This window comes from Leeuwenhoekiella sp. A16 (assembly GCF_047946675.1).
Lineage (GTDB): Bacteria > Bacteroidota > Bacteroidia > Flavobacteriales > Flavobacteriaceae > Leeuwenhoekiella.
On the sequence record NZ_CP172313.1, the window covers coordinates 335,057 to 349,518 of the forward strand.

The following is a 14,462-nucleotide window of genomic DNA, read 5'->3' on the forward strand; positions in this document are numbered from 1 at the left end:
AAAAAGTAGTTGCAATTGAGGGTCGCTTAATTTTAAGTAAGTTTGTACGCTCTTTAATAAATAACACATGGGTTTAATACGGTTTATCTTCAGCAAGGCATTTGTAAAGCAATTGCTCCTTGCCTTACTGGTTTTAATTGTTTTGGTATTTGTAATCCTTTTTTGGTTAAAATCATCAACTAATCACGATCAACGTATTTCTGTACCAGATCTTAGCAAAATGACCCTTAATTTAGTAAAACAGCAACTTGATGATGCAGATCTTAATTATGTGGTGATAGATTCTTCTAACTACAATCCTGATTACCCTAAATATTCGGTTATTGAGCAAACGCCAGGCCCGGGTAAATTTGTAAAAGAAGATCGAAAGATCTACTTAGTTCTTAATCCTTCAGGATATCGCAAGATAGAAGTACCCAATATCGTAGGTCGCACACGCCGCCAGGCAGAACCTACTCTTGTTGCCTTAGGTTTTAAAGTAGGTAAAATAGATTACCGCGATTATATCGCAAAAGATGAAGTACTCGAGATGCGCTATAAAGGGCAAACAATAAAAGCAGGCGAAAGATTACAAAAAACGGCGATTATAGATCTGGTTTTAGGCAATGGTCTTACCCGTTACAAACCCACAGAAGATAGTGAATAAAAATATGATGCAAGATTCTAACGAAATAGAAAACGAGCAGGATGATGAGTTGTATGAGCATCATTGTTTTACCGCAAGAAATGGGCAGGAACCTTTAAGAGTTGACAAATTCCTGATGAATTTTGTTGAGAAAGCTACCCGCAACAAACTGCAAAAAGCTGCAAAAAATGGTAATATTCAGGTAAACGGTGAGGTTGTAAAACAAAATTACAAAGTAAAAGCCGGCGATGTTGTACGGGTGATGTTTGAGCATCCGCCTTATGAGTTTTTGCTTACGCCAGAGAATATCCCCTTAAATATTGTTTATGAAGATGACGCGCTTCTGGTAGTTAATAAACCGGCAGGTATGGTTGTGCATCCCGGGCATGGTAATTATAGTGGCACCCTAATAAACGCATTGACCTATCACTTTGAGAACCTTCCTGAAAACAGCAGCGGCAGACCGGGGCTGGTACATCGCATAGATAAAGACACAAGTGGATTGCTGGTTGTTGCTAAGACAGAGCAGGCAATGACACATCTTGCAAAACAATTTTTTAATAAAACCAGTGAGCGAGAATATGTGGCTATAGTTTGGGGAAATGTAGAAGAAGATGAAGGCACTGTAGAAGGTCACATAGGCCGTCACCCCAAGAATAGAATGCAAAACACAGTTTATGAAGACGGTGAACAAGGTAAAGAAGCCGTTACTCATTATAAAGTAATAGAACGCTTAGGTTACGTCACGCTTATCTCCTGCAAATTAGAGACAGGTCGCACACACCAGATACGTGTGCATATGAAATATATAGGCCACACCTTATTCAACGATGAGCGATACGGTGGTGATGCCATTTTAAAAGGCACAACCTTTACTAAGTATAAACAGTTTGTTGAAAATTGTTTTAAGGTACTGCCGCGACAAGCTTTACATGCGAAAACATTAGGCTTTAAGCACCCCGTAACGGGCGAGTGGAAACGCTTTGACAGCGAAATACCAGATGATATGCAAGCATGTATAGAGAAGTGGCGTAATTATGCTAAGCATCAAAATACGTAAACTTTGGGCATCTTTGAAGTTGCATTTGTAACTTTAAGGAAACTCTATTTATTTCTGTTTATGCTTGATAATTTTTCAGAACAAACGCAGCTTATTATTCTTGTAATAATTATTGCCGTTCTTGTGCTTTTAGTTTTTGCAAACAACCGCAAGAATAAGAACAAGCTCTACGATAGGAAAGGCAGGGATTTTAAAAAGAATTTCCATGAGCGAAAGAAAAACAAACGCTAAGGTTTCATGAAAGTATATACTAAAACAGGTGATGATGGCACAACAGCACTCTTTGGTGGCACGCGAGTATCTAAACACCATATACGCATAGAAAGCTACGGCACTGTTGATGAACTCAATTCTCATTTAGGCTTGATAAGAGATCAACAAATAGATGATCACACCGCTAATACTTTACAACTCATACAAGAAAATCTATTCACTTTAGGTGCAATACTTGCCACAGACCCGCAAAAATCGGTCTTAAAGAACGGAAAACCTCGTTTAGACATTCCATTAATTACTGAAGAGGATGTCATGCTGCTTGAGCATGAGATGGATGCAATGTATGCTCACCTCCCTCCTATGACTCATTTTATTCTCCCGGGAGGGCACCAAACCGTGTCATACTGTCACATAGCGCGTTGTGTATGTCGAAGAGCAGAGCGGATGGCCACCGCACTTTTTGATATTGAACCATTTGACTCAAATGCCTTAAAATATTTAAACAGACTTTCTGACTATCTTTTTGTACTGGCACGGAAGTTGTCAAATGATTTGCAAGCAAAAGAAATAAAGTGGATTCCTAAAAAAGGAAAGTAGCACTTTTCTTTTTACTCGTAATAAAGTCTTATTTCATAAGGTATTACATACGTTCTTATAAATAATTTGAAATAATTGATTATTTACTTGGTTATTACGTGTAAAAAATTATTTTTGCAAAAAATAATTAATACGTTAACCTATGTACTGGACTTTAGAATTAGCCTCACACTTGAGCGATGCACCTTGGCCGGCAACAAAAGATGAATTAATCGATTATGCGATTAGAACGGGAGCGCCACTTGAGGTTGTAGAAAATCTACAGGCGATGGAAGACGAGGGCGATTCTTATGATTCTATCGATGAGATTTGGCCAGACTATCCATCTGATGAAGACTACCTCTGGAATGAGGATGAATACTAAGAAATACTAAACAAACAAATAGAAAGTCTCACCTAAGAGGCTTTTTTTTTGTTTAAATTTGAACCTATTTTTATATATAAATACAACCACCTATTATGGGATTACTAGATAAGGTATTAAAGGTTTTTGTAGGAGATAAATCCAAGCAGGATGTGGCTTCTATTATGCCTATCGTTGAAAAGATTAAAAGTTTTGAAGGTGATCTGGAAAAACTTTCTCATGATTCATTGAGAGAAAAGACCATTGCTTTTAAAGCACAAATTGCAAATGCATTAAGCGAGGTAAATACAAAAATCGCACAGCTTGAGACAGAAGCAGATGCCACTGAAGATATTGACCGCAAAGAAGAAATCTATACAGAAATTGATTCTCTTAAAAATGATGCTTACGAGATAAGTGAGAATACACTTAACGAGATCTTACCAGAAGCGTTTGCTGTAGTTAAAGAAACTGCCAAACGCTTTTTTCATAATAAAGAGATTGAAGTTACGGCCAGCGCATTTGATCGTGAACTAAGTGCTGAAAAGGATTACGTACGTTTAGAAGGTGATCACGCCTTTTGGGCAAACAGCTGGGATGCAGCAGGAAAACCCATCACCTGGGATATGATACATTATGATGTACAGTTAATAGGTGGTGTGGCGATGCATCAGGGTAAAATTGCCGAGATGCAAACTGGTGAAGGTAAAACATTAGTGGCAACCCTTCCCATGTATCTTAATGCCCTTACGGGAAATGGAGTACATCTTGTAACCGTAAACGATTATCTGGCAAAGCGTGACAGCGCATGGATGGCACCATTGTTTCAGTTTCACGGTCTTACGATAGACTGTATTGATGTGCACAGACCTAACTCAGCTGCCAGACGTAAAGCTTACGCTGCAGACATCACATATGGTACAAACAATGAATTTGGTTTTGATTACCTGCGTGATAACATGGCGCACTCACCTAGTGATTTGGTTCAACGCCCGCACAACTATGCTATTGTAGATGAAGTAGATTCTGTTCTTGTAGATGATGCTCGTACTCCGCTTATAATTTCGGGACCGGTTCCTAAAGGAGATCAACATGAGTTTGATGCTTTAAAACCTCAGGTTGATAGTCTCGTTAATTTACAGCGCCAGCAACTAACAGGTACTTTGGCTGAAGCCAAAAAACTTATAGCAGAGGGTAACACAAAAGAAGGTGCCGTACAATTACTTCGCGTTTATCGTGGCCTTCCTAAAAATAAGGCATTGATAAAATACCTTAGTGAAGAAGGAATAAGACAATTGCTGCAGAAGACAGAGAATCATTACATGCAGGATAACAATCGTGAAATGCATAAAATAGATGCAGAATTGTATTTCACAATTGATGAGAAAAATAATCAGATTGAGCTTACAGATAAAGGGATAGAGAAAATTTCAGGTAAAGAGGATCCTAACTTTTTCGTTATGCCAGAAATGGGAATGGAAATAAGCAAGATTGAGACTTCAGGCCTTTCAACAGAAGAACAGGCTACTAAAAAAGAAGAACTCTTTCGCGATTTCAGCGTAAAAAGTGAGCGCATTCATACAATGAACCAATTACTCAAAGCATATACACTGTTTGAAAAAGATACAGAGTATGTTGTGATGGATAATAAGGTGAAAATTGTAGATGAGCAAACCGGTCGTATTATGGACGGTCGTAGATATAGTGATGGTTTACACCAGGCTATTGAAGCTAAAGAGAATGTAAAGATTGAAGATGCTACACAAACCTTTGCTACAATAACCCTGCAAAATTATTTTAGAATGTACCGCAAGCTGTCTGGTATGACTGGTACAGCTGTAACAGAAGCTGGTGAGTTCTGGGAAATTTATGAACTTGATGTTGTAGAGATACCTACTAACAGACCAATTGCACGTGATGATCGCGATGATAAAGTTTACAAGACTAAGCGCGAGAAGTACAACGCCGTTATAGACGAGGTAAATAAACTCACAGACGCAGGTCGTCCTGTTCTTATAGGTACAACATCTGTTGAAATTTCAGAATTGCTAAGCCGTATGCTTACAATTAGAAAAATTCAACATAATGTGCTTAACGCGAAATTACACAAAAAAGAGGCAGATATTGTTGCTGATGCAGGTAATGCCGGTCAGGTGACAATTGCAACTAACATGGCAGGTCGTGGTACAGATATAAAGTTAAGTGCCGAAGTTAAAAAAGCAGGCGGTCTGGCAATTATTGGTACAGAGCGTCATGATTCAAGACGTGTAGACAGACAGTTACGTGGTCGTTCTGGACGCCAGGGAGATCCAGGAAGTTCTCAATTCTACGTTTCATTAGAAGACAACCTTATGCGTCTATTTGGTTCTGAACGCATCGCTAAAATGATGGACCGTATGGGTCTTGAGGAAGGTGAGGTTATCCAGCACTCAATGATCTCTAAATCAATAGAGCGCGCACAGAAAAAAGTAGAAGAAAACAACTTTGGTATTCGTAAACGTCTTTTAGAATATGACGATGTTATGAATGCGCAGCGTGAAGTTATCTACAAGCGTCGTTACCATGCTCTGTACGGGGAACGTCTTCGTGTAGATTTAGCAAACATGATCTATGACACGTCTGAGGTTATTGCAGAGACCAATAAAGCAGCACAGGATTATAAAAACTTTGAGTTTGAGCTTATCCGCTTCTTTTCTATGGGTAGCCCGGTAGAAGAGAAAGAATTCAACTCATTAAACACACAACAGTTAGCCGGAAAGATATACAAAGCCGCTCTCGTTCATTATAGAGAGAAAATGGCGCGTAATGCAGCCGTTGCTTTTCCTATTATTAAAAATGTATATGAAAACCCGGAAAGCAAATATGAACGTATTGTTGTACCATTCTCTGATGGCAATAAAGAACTAAAAGTTGTTACCAATCTTAAGGATGCTTATGAAAGTGAAGGTAAACAGCTTATAACCGATTTTGAAAAGAATATTACTCTCGCCATTATAGATGACGCCTGGAAGACACATTTGCGTAAAATGGATGAGCTGAAACAGAGTGTTCAATTAGCTGTTCATGAACAAAAGGATCCTCTGTTGATCTATAAGTTTGAAGCCTTTGAATTGTTCAAACAAATGATAGAAGAGGTTAATAAAGATGTGATATCATTCTTATTTAAAGGAGAGTTACCTGTACAGGAGCAGGGACAAATACGAGAGGCGCGTCAAGTACGTCAAACTGAAAAGATGGAAACTTCTAAAGAAGAGATACAAAATCTTGATGAACGTGCTGCTCAAAGTCGTGCTGCGGGAGGTAACACCCAACCCAGACAACAACAAATTACTGAAACGATCGTTCGTGACCATCCCAAAATTGGCCGTAACGATAGGGTTACACTTAAAAATGTCATGAATGGAGAAAATAAATCTATGAAATACAAACAAGCGATACCTCTTATTGAAAAAGGAGATTGGGTGATTGTTGAAGATTAAATAATCGCTTTTTAAAACAAAAAACCCGAAGCAATTGCTTCGGGTTTTTTGTTTTAATGAAGAGCACGATATGTGCATCTAACTTTGTCCGGACGAAACAAAACACAACACAAACTCAAAAAGTTAATCTGGAAAATAACTCTAAAACTAACCCGATTTTTTAAACGATTTAAACGATTTTCACCCTTTTTAGGCCGATTTTTCATTGAGAAAATCGGTTGAAGATGGGTTAAAATCTTCTACTACGTTATTTAAAAAACTATTATAATTCTTTAATTCAAGCGGAACATCTGCATTCTTTTCCATGTCATGAAAATGATTTGTTGCTAAAAGTTCCATTCCGGCAAATGCATTCATCCTGTGAAAACCGAACATAACACCGTTATCTACACTCCTTTGATCAAAGAACTCACCTTCTAAGGTAAATGCCTCTTTTGGCGCATTCCAACTTGTGGTGAGAATATATTTCTTTCCGTTCATTAAACCACCGGTGCCGTAATTAATAGCCGGGTTTTTACGACTACGGCCATCGCTTGCATATATTCCATTTTGATGCCCCGCTGTGAAAACTGTATCTATATATTCTTTGAATCCAAATGGAATCTGAAACCACCAGATAGGCGTGTGATATATAATAAGATCTGCCCACTTAAATTTCTCAACCTCTTCCATAGCGTCATAATCATCACCCACCTGGATTGATTTAACTGCATAACCAGCTAAAGAATTAAAATAGGTAATTGTATTCTCAAACAAAGTCGCGTTAAACTTACCACCTGAATGAGCAAATGGATGCCCTCCGTTAATTATAAAAATATTTTTCATCTGAATTAATTATTATTTATCAAGCAAAATTAAATACCTGATATCTATTTATATAATAATACAATTCATACTTTTGTATTAAAATATTAATAGAGATGATCAATCTGGAGTGGTATAGAACATTTAAAGCGATTTATGAAAATGGAACTCTTACTAAGGCATCAACTGTATTGTACGCTTCCCAACCGGGAGTTAGCGTACACTTAAATGCCTTAGAAGCTTATGTAGGCAAAAAACTTTTTGAACGTACCTCCAGAAAAATGATTCCTACCGAAGATGGCAAATACTTGTATGAATACATTTTTGAATCTCTCAATAATCTGGAAATAGCAGAGCAACATTTTAAAAAAACTACACAAGAAAAAAATCCTTCCTTGCATATTGGGATGTGTTCTGAAACTTTTCAGCTTATTATAGAACCAGAAATACCTAAACTGCATTTTGATCTCGAGGCCAGATTTGGTGCTCATCAGGAATTAATAAAAGATTTAAATAATGGTATTTTAGATCTGGTCATAACTCCACAAAAGAAAAGTGATAAAAAATCATTAGTAAATTATACGCCATTTTCAACGGAGCGTATTGTGCTAATCGCAGGCGTAAAAACCGAGACTACAAAAATAAACGAACTTATAAGTAGCAAGAATTGGAAGAGTCTTGAAAATGAGTTGCAACACAAAATTTGGTACAGTGCCTCAAATGAGATGGAGCATTTTAGAAGATTCTGGTTCGAGAACTTCAATAAACGTCCAGCCTTCAAACCCAATTATATTTTACCAAGTATCAATTCTATAATTAGATGTCTAAGTAATGAAAATGGTTTTGCACTAGTCCCTGATTTTCTATGTCAAAACGCAATTAACAATAACGAAATCAAGCTCGTTTGGGGCGGAAAAGTTAAAACGGAAAATACTTTATATTTCGCTTCACGAACAGACTTACAGCATAAGAAAGAATTACAAATACTTGAAAATATCTTTAAATCGAAAATGAAGAAATTAATAATCACAGAATAATTCTTTATACCCTGCTCCAGACAATATTTCACATGCCTTTTTTGAGTTTCTAAGACGTGAATCTATTCTTTATTTACTCACAATCTGACAATTAACTAAAAACGTGAAACTTTACCTAAATTTAATCTAAAGCAGTTTTGAAATTTCAGTTTTAAATTTAGCTTTACACAAAATTTCACTGTGTTTTCCCGAGAGCGTTTATATAAAGAATTACATCAGGCTACAAACATGACGCCCGCAGAACTTCGTGCCTGGCTGCGCACAGATATTGCACCATTAACGGTTGCAAACTATAAAGATTCGCCGTCTCTTGAGCAATCCAGAAAGTTTCTAAAGGTGCTTTCACTACAAGTAGAAGAGCTAACTTCTGCAGACTGCCAGATCATACAAACTATGCTTCATCGTATCAATTACGTTAAACGAAGCAGAAACACCCACAGCGCTTCAAAAGCAGACTGGGAAAATAGCCTGAGAAATATGGGCTATGATATGCGCAAAGAAGTAAAAGCTGTAAAGAAAACTTCAGTATACTATTAGGCCATAGTAGTTATTTTTCTCAATTCTCCACTATTATTTCAATGTAATTTTCAGTAACTTAACATGATAATTTAAGAGCGCTGATTATGTTGTCTTGTAGAATGGAAATGAAATGGGCGGTCATATTTACCTTTTCCGGTCTGCTCTGGATGGGTTTTGAAAAAATTATGGGCTGGCATGATGAGAATATAGAGAATCAGGCTATTTACACAAACCTCTACGCATTGGTCGCTATCGCTGTGTATGTCTTGGCTCTGTATGACAAGCGCAATAATTTTTATGGCGGTATCATGAGCTGGAAACAAGGTTTTAGATCTGGCATAATCCTCACCTTTTTTTTGTGTCTTCTCGCGCCATTGTCACAATATATTACCAGCACTTTTATTACACCAGAGTATTTTGATAAAGCGATTGCCTACGCAGTCTCAAGTGGCAATAGCACCACAGAACACGCAGAGTCCTACTTCAATTTAAAAAATTATGTAGTGTACGCTACAATGGGGGCTTTAATTATGGGCATAATAACTTCTGCAGTAGTCGCTCTTTTTATTCGCAGAGATTAAAAAAATCGGTTTTTTTGTGACTAAAATCGGGAAAAAGCAGGTTGATTTTCTATTTTAGCAGGTATGAAAAAAGACCTTCCTTATCAGCTTATATGTTCAGATATTGACGGAACATTGCTAGATGTAAATCGCGATATTTCTGAAGAAACCCTTGCTGTATTCAAAAAGCTTAACGGGCATTTGCCCATCCTTCTCGCCTCTTCGCGTATGCCAAGTGCCATGCATTATCTGCAGAAAAAACTGAATATTGAAGGCGCTCCTCTCATCGCCTACAATGGTGGACTTATTCTTGGTGAAAATGGAACTGTGATAGAAAGTAATTCTTTTTCGCTTGAAGTGCTTAAAACCGTAATTAGCAACCGCAACTCGGGAAGTTTTGGTTACAACATCAGTATATACAGCAATGACGACTGGTTTACAGAAACTGAAGATTACTGGACCAAGCGGGAGATCAATAACACGCGCGTAAAACCTACGTTAAGTTCGCTGGAAAAAACCTCAGATTATCTGTCAAAAAACGGTCAAAATCCGCATAAAATCATGTGCATGGGTAATGAACTTGAGATTGATGCGTTAGTAGATGAATTATCACTAAAGCACAAACAGGATGTCAATCTATACCGCTCAAAAAATACATATTTAGAAATAACAGCCAGAAATATTGATAAGAGCCTTGCCTTAAAAGTGCTTCTCGATGAATACTATCATATATCTATAGAGAAAGTAATAGCCTTTGGTGATAATCACAATGATGTAGAGATGTTACAGCAAGTAGGTCTGGGTGTAGCAATGGCAAACGCCACTGAAAATGTAAAAGCTATCGCAGGTAAAGTAAGTTTGTACACAAATAAAGAACACGCTGTTGCGAAAGCTATTCAGCAATGGCTGCTGGGTGAATTATAAACAAAAAAAAGGGGCGCGCTCCAACCAAAAAACACGCCCCTCAAACAACCTAACCAAATTTATTATGAACGACTATTCAATATAGTTTCTGTAATTATTAACCTCGATCTTTGCGCCCAGATCATGCATAAGATTATATAAGCCAAAGAAAGTCCGGTTTATGTATAAAAAGTGCTTACTGCCCCTGTTACCATTCATTTTTCGCAATTGTGTATCCTTAGAGTACTTATCACTTAGATCTGCTATTTTGGCAAAGAAATCTTCATTTTTAAAGTCAAAAGTTTCTTTGTGAAAAGGCTGTGTGAAGAGACTCAACATTTCATAAAACAACTCTGAGAAAAATTTGATCTCCTCAGGTGAATCCTCTTCACGCAGGATTTCAAGAGCAAACATTTTTTCTATAAAAACATCAGGATTATTGATATTTGCTGGTTCTGCAAGCTCAAAATAGGGGGTATAAAAATCTTCCGGAACATGCTTAATGCATCCAAAGTCTATTGCAATTAAATTGCGCTCCTCATCTATCAAAAAGTTACCGGGATGCGGGTCTGCATGTACTCTCTTCAGTTCATGTATCTGGAACATATAAAAATCCCAAAGCGCCTGCCCTATTTTATTAGCATCTTCATTATTTGTATTATGAGCAGTAAATTCACTTAAGTGCTCACCTTCCATCCAATCCATCGTAATAATGCGCTGGCTGGATAGATCAGGATAATAAACAGGGAATTTTAAATTAGGAATCACATTGCAAAGTTGGGTCATGCGCATGCTTTGCTCAACTTCAAGAATATAATCTGTCTCCTCAAGCAGCTTATCTTCTACTTCTTTAAAATATTTTTCTTTGTCTTTACCACGCAGGTTAAACATGCGTGTTGCTATGGGCTTTACTAAAGCCAGATCACTACTGATACTATCTGCGACCCCAGGATATTGGATTTTCACAGCAAGTTTTCTCCCATCCAGTGTGGCCTGATGAACCTGGCCTATACTGGCAGCATTTATACTTTGAGTCGCAAACGTATCGTAGATTTCTTCTGGGTATTTTCCCAAATACTTTTTAAATGTCTTTCTTACTAAAGGTGGTGACAACGGGGGGACAGAAAATTGCGATAGTGAGAATTTCTCAACATAAGCTTTCGGCATTATGTTTTTTTCCATGCTTAACATCTGGGCAACTTTAAGTGCGCTTCCTTTTAAGCTTTTGAGACCATCATAAATATCTTCTGCATTGTCTTCATTAAGTTGATCTCTGGTAGTTTCAGAATTGACAACTTTTTTACCGTAATATTTTGCATAATTACCACCTACTTTCACTCCTGTTTTTACCAGTTGTGATGCGCGTTGTAATTTGTTTGTAGGTATGTAATCTATTGTTTTCATAGTGAGGAGTACTTAGGCTTTAGTAAAATTTTCTTTGAAAAGGAATTTCCCAAAGTCTAACAAACTCTCAAGTGGTGTTGTTTCAAAAACATCAAAGATCGCCTTGACAGATTTTTCAATCGCGACATCTGTTTTCTCAAAACCAGCAGAATTATCGTCCATCCAGTATTTAAGAAGAAACAATAATTGTAACCACGCCCCTTCACTAAATATAGAGACCGGATTCTTAGTTATTTTAAACGATTTCTGTTCATTACTCTCTTCTATTAAAGTACTTGCATAATCACGAACCTTAAGCCTTAGTGCTCGCAACTGAGACATATTCTTAAGACTATTATTACTTTCATTAAGGGTGAAAAGCACGTAACTGCGATTTGCAGTTAACAGTTCAAAAAACGTGTAGAAGAAAGCGAGCATTTTATCCTGGTTGGCATAAGCTGAGTAAGAGGGATCTTTATGTAAAACACTCACAGTATTCTCGAAGAAAGAAACCCAAATTTCTTCTCGTATTCCTTCAAAAGAGCCAAAGAAATTATAGAATTCTCCTTCAGCAATATTATTGTCTTTACAAAATTTGTAGACACTGGCCGGGCGCTTCCCATTTTCTAAAACGTATGTCATATAATAACTAATTACGTTCTCTCTGGTAACTACTTTTTTCTTTGTTCCTGTGGTTTTCTTTTCGGTTGCCATATCATTTTTTCTACGCTGTAAAACTATATCTGTTTAACCTTATTTCAAAATTACCAAACAAAATGTTTGGTTAAAGTTCTTTCATATTTATTGAAAGCTATGTCAGTTTGTCACTGCTGCAACTGTGGTATTCATTTTGAAACACCCCAATTGAACAAACAACATTCATTTATGTGATTTGTTTCTTATTCAAAAAAAATAAAATAGTAAACCTTTGAAATATGATCTGTTAGATTTTATTTCAGATTAATAAAAACGAAAACTTATGTCTACCGGAAAAATTAATGTTTCTGTTGAAAACATTTTCCCACTCATCAAGAAGTTCTTGTACAGTGATCATGAAATCTTTTTAAGAGAGCTTATTTCTAATGCAACTGATGCTACTTTAAAACTTAAACACCTGACTAACATAGGTGAGGTAAGCGTAGAATATGGCAATCCTGTTATTGACGTAAAACTTGACAAAGAGAAAAAAACCCTTACGATAACAGATCAGGGTATTGGTATGACTGCAGAAGAAGTGCAGAAATACATTAATGAAGTGGCTTTCTCTGGTGCAGAAGAGTTTCTTGACAAATACAAAGATTCTGCTAAAGACAGCGGGATAATTGGTCATTTTGGTCTTGGTTTCTATTCTGCCTTTATGGTTGCAGATGAAGTAGAAATTATTACAAAATCATTTAAAGATGAGCCAGCAGCGCACTGGACGTGTGATGGTTCTCCTGAGTTCAATTTAACTGAAGGTAACAAGACCGAAAGAGGTACTTCTATCATTCTTCACATCAACGAAGATTCTCAGGAATTTTTAGAAGAAAACCGCATACAGGAACTTCTTACCAAGTATAACAAGTTTATGCCTGTGCCTATTAAATTTGGCACTAAAGAAGAAGTTCTAGACTTACCGGAAGATGCTCCTGAAGATGCTGAAGCAGAAACTGTGACAGTTGATAATATAATCAATAATCCTAATCCTGCCTGGACAAAACAACCTACAGATCTTAAAGATGAGGACTATAAGAGTTTCTACCGCGAGTTGTACCCAATGCAATTTGAGGAGCCATTATTTCATATCCATCTTAATGTAGATTATCCTTTTAACCTTACCGGTATTTTATACTTCCCAAGGTTAACGCAGGATCTCAATATGCAGAAAGATCGCATTCAGCTTTATCAAAATCAGGTGTATGTAACAGATAATGTAGAAGGAATCGTACCAGAATTCTTGACGATGCTTCGCGGAGTTATAGATTCGCCAGATATTCCACTTAACGTTTCACGTTCTTACCTGCAGGCAGATGGTGCAGTAAAGAAAATCTCAAGTTATATTACCCGTAAAGTGGCAGATAAACTTAAGAGTCTTTTTAACGAAGATCGCGCCGACTTTGAGAAAAAATGGAACGATATTAAGATCGTTATCGAGTATGGAATGCTTAGCGAAGACAAATTCTTTGAGAAAGCAGACAAATTTGCATTGTATCCTACCGTAGATGGTTCATTCTATACTTATGAAGAGCTTGAAGAAAAATTCAAAGAAAACCAGACTGATAAAGATGGTAAATTTGTAATTCTTTACGCCAGCAACAAAGATGCACAGCATTCATACATTCAGTCTGCTAAAGCTAAAGGTTACGAAGTTTTATTACTTGATTCTCCTATCGTTTCTCACTTGATCCAGAAACTAGAAACAAGCAAAGAGAACATCAGCTTTGCACGTGTAGATGGCGACCATATTGATAACCTGATCAAGAAAGACGAAGAGCAGATCTCTAAACTTTCTGATGAAGAAAAAGAAAGTCTTAAGAAAGTTCTTGATGAGACAGTTGCAGACAAATCATACAATGTACAACTGCAACCTATGGATAGTACTTCACCTCCATTCATTATTACACAGCCAGAATTTATGCGTCGTATGAAAGAGATGCAGCAGACTGGCGGTGGTGGCGGTATGTTTGGTATGGGCAACATGCCAGATATGTATAACCTCATCGTGAATACCAATCACGAACTGGTAAATGAGATCTTAAATACCAAAACTAAAAAGAAACAAGAGCGCCTTATCAAGCAATCGCTTGACCTTGCAAAACTGTCTCAAAACCTGCTAAAAGGTGAAGAGCTTACCGCTTTTGTAAACCGAAGTTTTGAAATGATTAAATAGATCTAAAAGGTGAAATTCAGTTTAATTTTCATCTAATAATACCGAAAACCCGTCAGAATTGGCGGGT

At 37.1% G+C, this 14,462-nt stretch carries 14 protein-coding genes; 11 read left to right on the top strand and 3 right to left on the bottom strand.

Annotated elements, in window-relative coordinates; all coding sequences use genetic code 11:
• Positions 1–67 precede the first annotated feature (67 nt).
• From ACH3O9_RS01420 to secA, 6 genes are all read left to right on the top strand, one after another.
• Positions 68–646, top strand: coding sequence for a PASTA domain-containing protein (locus ACH3O9_RS01420; protein WP_416443644.1), 579 nt, complete (start codon positions 68–70; stop codon positions 644–646).
• A gap of 7 nt (positions 647–653) precedes the next feature.
• Entirely contained in the window at positions 654–1,685 is a 1,032-nt protein-coding gene (locus ACH3O9_RS01425; RefSeq protein WP_416446601.1) for an RluA family pseudouridine synthase, read from the top strand.
• Positions 1,686–1,688: 3 nt separating this feature from the next.
• Positions 1,689–1,916, top strand: coding sequence for a hypothetical protein (locus ACH3O9_RS01430; protein WP_416443646.1), 228 nt, complete (start codon positions 1,689–1,691; stop codon positions 1,914–1,916).
• 6 nt (positions 1,917–1,922) lie between these two features.
• Positions 1,923–2,498 carry a cob(I)yrinic acid a,c-diamide adenosyltransferase gene (locus ACH3O9_RS01435; protein WP_416443648.1) on the top strand — a complete coding sequence of 192 codons (576 nt, stop codon included), beginning with the start codon at positions 1,923–1,925 and terminating at the stop codon, positions 2,496–2,498.
• Positions 2,499–2,640: 142 nt separating this feature from the next.
• Positions 2,641–2,862, top strand: a complete 222-nt coding sequence (locus ACH3O9_RS01440) for a DUF2795 domain-containing protein (protein WP_416443650.1) — start codon at positions 2,641–2,643, stop codon at positions 2,860–2,862.
• 95 nt (positions 2,863–2,957) lie between these two features.
• Complete coding sequence (gene secA / locus ACH3O9_RS01445; protein WP_416443652.1) at positions 2,958–6,320, top strand: preprotein translocase subunit SecA; 3,363 nt, start codon at positions 2,958–2,960, stop codon at positions 6,318–6,320.
• 189 nt (positions 6,321–6,509) lie between these two features.
• Here the strand turns inward: secA and ACH3O9_RS01450 are convergent, their stop codons facing one another.
• Complete coding sequence (locus ACH3O9_RS01450; RefSeq protein ID WP_416443654.1) at positions 6,510–7,145, bottom strand: NAD(P)H-dependent oxidoreductase; 636 nt, start codon at positions 7,143–7,145, stop codon at positions 6,510–6,512.
• A gap of 95 nt (positions 7,146–7,240) precedes the next feature.
• On the opposite strand from ACH3O9_RS01450, the gene ACH3O9_RS01455 reads away from it, so the two are divergent.
• From ACH3O9_RS01455 to ACH3O9_RS01470, 4 genes are all read left to right on the top strand, one after another.
• A complete protein-coding gene (locus tag ACH3O9_RS01455; RefSeq protein WP_416443656.1) occupies positions 7,241–8,161 on the top strand; it encodes a LysR family transcriptional regulator in 921 nt (306 codons plus the stop codon).
• Between the two features lie 180 nt (positions 8,162–8,341).
• Complete coding sequence (locus tag ACH3O9_RS01460; protein ID WP_416443658.1) at positions 8,342–8,698, top strand: DUF3140 domain-containing protein; 357 nt, start codon at positions 8,342–8,344, stop codon at positions 8,696–8,698.
• An 86-nt stretch (positions 8,699–8,784) separates the two neighbouring features.
• Positions 8,785–9,261 (top strand): DUF4199 domain-containing protein, encoded by a 477-nt coding sequence (locus ACH3O9_RS01465; protein WP_416443660.1) that lies wholly within the window; start codon positions 8,785–8,787, stop codon positions 9,259–9,261.
• 63 nt (positions 9,262–9,324) lie between these two features.
• Positions 9,325–10,164, top strand: coding sequence for a Cof-type HAD-IIB family hydrolase (locus ACH3O9_RS01470; protein WP_416443662.1), 840 nt, complete (start codon positions 9,325–9,327; stop codon positions 10,162–10,164).
• 72 nt (positions 10,165–10,236) lie between these two features.
• Here the strand turns inward: ACH3O9_RS01470 and ACH3O9_RS01475 are convergent, their stop codons facing one another.
• Together ACH3O9_RS01475 and ACH3O9_RS01480 are read right to left on the bottom strand one after the other, a co-directional pair.
• The gene (locus ACH3O9_RS01475) at positions 10,237–11,547 is read right to left on the bottom strand and encodes an ABC1 kinase family protein (RefSeq protein WP_416443664.1); all 1,311 of its coding nucleotides are present in this window, start codon (positions 11,545–11,547) and stop codon (positions 10,237–10,239) included.
• A 12-nt stretch (positions 11,548–11,559) separates the two neighbouring features.
• Positions 11,560–12,240, bottom strand: coding sequence for a TetR/AcrR family transcriptional regulator (locus ACH3O9_RS01480; protein ID WP_416443666.1), 681 nt, complete (start codon positions 12,238–12,240; stop codon positions 11,560–11,562).
• A 265-nt stretch (positions 12,241–12,505) separates the two neighbouring features.
• Here ACH3O9_RS01480 and htpG point away from each other — a divergent pair, with 265 nt between their 5' ends.
• Positions 12,506–14,395, top strand: coding sequence for a molecular chaperone HtpG (gene htpG / locus ACH3O9_RS01485; protein WP_416443667.1), 1,890 nt, complete (start codon positions 12,506–12,508; stop codon positions 14,393–14,395).
• The last annotated feature ends 67 nt before the right edge of the window (positions 14,396–14,462 follow it).